The sequence below is a fragment of the Thioalkalivibrio sp. genome (assembly GCF_007692535.1).
Lineage (GTDB): Bacteria > Pseudomonadota > Gammaproteobacteria > Ectothiorhodospirales > Ectothiorhodospiraceae > Thioalkalivibrio.
In genome coordinates, this window is record NZ_REBW01000001.1 from 1 (window position 1) to 2,556 (window position 2,556).

Consider the following 2,556-nt stretch of genomic DNA (forward strand, 5'->3'; position numbering starts at 1 on the left):
GGACCGTCGCCGCTTTAGCTGCATTTCTATCCCGCCCGCAAGTTGGTGCTTAAATCGGCGGCGCCCCGTCCGTGGGGCGTGTCTTGAACGTAGCCAGCGTAGTCCCGTTCCTGCCGGATGGGGAGCAAATCCCCGCAAATTCAGTAAAGGGCACGGAGGGATTAAATTTTGCCCAGTTACCCGCTGCCGGTTCTCGACGGTTGGTCCCGCTTCATCTCGCCGAGGTCAGCCCGGCCCGGCCGGGCAGCAGTCCATAGCGCAATGTTTAATCCCTCCGTCCCCTTTCTTTGGTCCCGCCCGGGCACTGGGGTCCTGCAATCTAAGCGGCGATCCCCTCGACGACGAGATGTTTTACGTCTGTGCGCTGGCTGGCGTGCTCGAAAGTCATCGCGCAGATATGTCCATCGGCGTCCATGTCGAGCACGGTGTTTTCGTCAAGATCCCGAGTCTCGACAACATCGCCTGCGCGAAACTCGATGTAGAGGGTATCGGTATCTTCGAAGTAGCTGACCTTCATGGCTTGAATCCTCGATCGAAAAACGCGTTGTGCACAGTTTCGCCGTCCGCCAACAGAACCACACGCAGGTAGCGATTCTCCATCTCGGCGATCCTCGCCCATCGCCGGATTCGGTCGTCCATGCATGAACGTCGTGTTTCCGCATCAGGGTGCCGGAGACAGCGTTCGTGGGTCAATATGCGCAGAAAAGGGGTCGGAATGCCCCCCGCAACCCTGGTTCCAGGGGAGCCGGCGGTCGAAGAAGTGCAGACCCCGTGCCCGGTCCGCGGTGATCAGGCTCGCGGGGTAGCGGTCGACCATTTCCGGGTGGGCAAAGAACGCGGGGGACTGGCGTTCGCCGCGGCCTTCCATCGCGTAGTCGATGTCGAGCGGCATTTCGCGGTTCGGGGCGTAGGCGACGCGGACGAGGCATTCCTTCGCGCCCGACTGCACGGCGCGCACGGCCGCATCGCGCGCGGCGTAGGCGCCGATGCGGTCGATGTGCGAGAGGTGCTTGCCCGACAGCGCGCCGCCGCCGATGGGGACGCGCGGACCGTAGAAGTCCATCACCAGCTTGCGCCCGGTCTGGCCGTTGTCGCCGTCGCTGCCGCCGTTCACCAACGGACCGTTGGGGTTGATCAGCAGGTCCACATCCGCCCAGGACGCGCGCCAGCGCGGATCCCGTTCCCTTGTTTCCCGGTAGGCATCCGCCACAGTGGTCGCGGCGCGCTCGCACAGTTCCAGGAACGCCAGATCCTCGTGCTGCTGGAGGGTGACCAGCACCTGTTCCAGCGTCCAGCCGGCGCTGTCCTCGCGCAGGCGCACCATCAGCTTGCCGTCCGGCCCCTGCCCCTTCAGCACCCCATCGCGGCAGGAGTCGGTCAGCGCCTCGCGCAGCGCGTGGGCGAGGAAGTGCTCGGGCGGCAGGTAGTGGGTGTGCGGGTCGTACCCGGCCCAGCCGAGCACGATGCTCTGGTCGTTCACCCGCGCGGACCAGCGCGTCGGGTCGCCGACCTGCTGGCAGACGGTGCTGGTGACCCGGTAGCGGTTTGGATCGATCCAGTTGCCGGCGCCGTACCCGGCGGCGAGGCCGGCCTTGACCACCAGCGACTCCAGTGTCTGCGGCAGCGGCCGGCGGGTGCAGATCCCGCCCGAGAGCCAGACGTGGTCCGACCAGGTGGACACCTCGACCTGGCCGTAGGCGTCCGCGTCCACCGCCACGCAGGCGGCGATCACCGCGTCGGCGACCTGGTCGCAGAACTTGTCCGGGTGGCCGGGCAGAACCATTTCCGAGATGCGGATCACGACGGCAGCCTCCCGAGCTGGGTGTAGGGGATGCCGGCGCGGGCCAGCGCGGCTGGGTGGCCGTCGCGGGTGACGAGCGCGTGCAGGCGGGTCGCGGCGGCGCGTTGCAGAAGATTCTTCCCGAGCGGCTCGATGTAGCCGTCGGTGACCACCACCGCCGCGGCCGGCCGGGTGTGCGTGAGGTGCTCGATCACGCAGGTCATGCTGGTGCCGCCGGAGGTGGCCGCCTGCAACTGGCCGTTCACGATCTTCGCGGCCACGACCTGGTCGCTGAACGCCCAGAACGGCCGGCGGATGTGCCGCGAGAGCTGCCCGAGAAGGCCGACGATCAGCGGCATCTCGGCGTTCATCGAACCGGACACGTCGAGGTAGACCTGCGCGGTGCCCTCCGGACGGGACTGGGTGCCTTCCCACCGGGCCTCGGGCAGGTACGGCAGCCAGAGCGCCTGCAGGAAGGCCCGCCGGTCGGAGACCGACAGCACCGGGATGCGGTAGTCCCGCGGCTCGTCGCGACGGGCGCGCGAGTGCCGGTCGGGTATGACATGCCGACGCAGCACCGCGAGGGTCTCGCGCTTCCAGTGACGCAGCGGCTCGTTGCTGGCGTTGAACAGCGCCTCGTACGGATGCGCGCCCACGCCGCGGGACTTCGGGGAACGCCAGATGCCCTCCCCGTTCATCTCGCGCATGGCCTGTGCGAGCGCCTCCGCCAGTTCGCCATCGACGCGGCCGCCGAGTTCGTCGTGGTTGCCGAGCAA

The 2,556-nt window shown here is 67.6% G+C and carries 3 protein-coding genes; all 3 read right to left on the minus strand.

All coding sequences use genetic code 11. The annotated features are described in order from the left end of the window. Window positions 1–319: 319 nt before the first annotated feature. Window positions 320–517 (minus strand): DUF2283 domain-containing protein, encoded by a 198-nt coding sequence (locus EA346_RS00005; protein ID WP_296754037.1) that lies wholly within the window; start codon window positions 515–517, stop codon window positions 320–322. Between the two features lie 144 nt (window positions 518–661). Further along, a complete protein-coding gene (locus tag EA346_RS00010) occupies window positions 662–1,801 on the minus strand; it encodes a methionine adenosyltransferase domain-containing protein (protein ID WP_296754040.1) in 1,140 nt (379 codons plus the stop codon). Next, the coding region (locus EA346_RS00015; RefSeq protein ID WP_296754042.1) for a hypothetical protein at window positions 1,798–2,556 on the minus strand (759 nt) is incomplete at its 5' end. The genes EA346_RS00010 and EA346_RS00015, both read right to left, overlap by 4 nt.

Coding starts and splice junctions, on each gene's coding strand:
- EA346_RS00005 (WP_296754037.1), bottom strand. CDS start 517: ATGAAGGTCAGCTACTTCGAAGATACCGATACCCTCTACATCGAGTTT.